Origin of the sequence: Synechococcus sp. CCY 9618 (assembly GCF_019038415.1) — a bacterium.
Classification (GTDB): domain Bacteria; phylum Cyanobacteriota; class Cyanobacteriia; order PCC-6307; family Cyanobiaceae; genus Cyanobium.
Genome location: NZ_JAFKRG010000101.1, coordinates 1 through 284 on the forward strand (window position 1 = coordinate 1; position 284 = coordinate 284).

At 63.7% G+C, this 284-nt stretch carries 1 protein-coding gene; it reads right to left on the minus strand.

The window, feature by feature from the left end:
• Positions 1-284 (minus strand): DDE-type integrase/transposase/recombinase (locus KUG41_RS16240; RefSeq protein ID WP_216905047.1); only part of this gene is annotated, 284 nt, incomplete at both ends.

A 284-nucleotide genomic window follows, 5' to 3' on the forward strand; every position in this document is an offset into this window, starting at 1 on the left:
TGCTGACCCGAGGCCGTGAGAATGACCGCAGTACACCCAGCTCCTCCAGTCGGGCTTCGAGGGTGGCAGCCCTCATGGCATTGCCATTGTCGGCGTGGAGGATCAGCGGCTGGCGGCGGCACTTGCTGATCCGCTCCCGCAGACAGGCCCGGCTGACAAGGTCAGCGGCGATCTGGGAGTCTTCTCTCTCAGCCACATCCCAGGCCACCACCTTTCGGCTCCAGACGTCGATCACCAGATAGAGGTAGAGCCATACGCCACGCACGCTGGTGGGCAGATAGGTG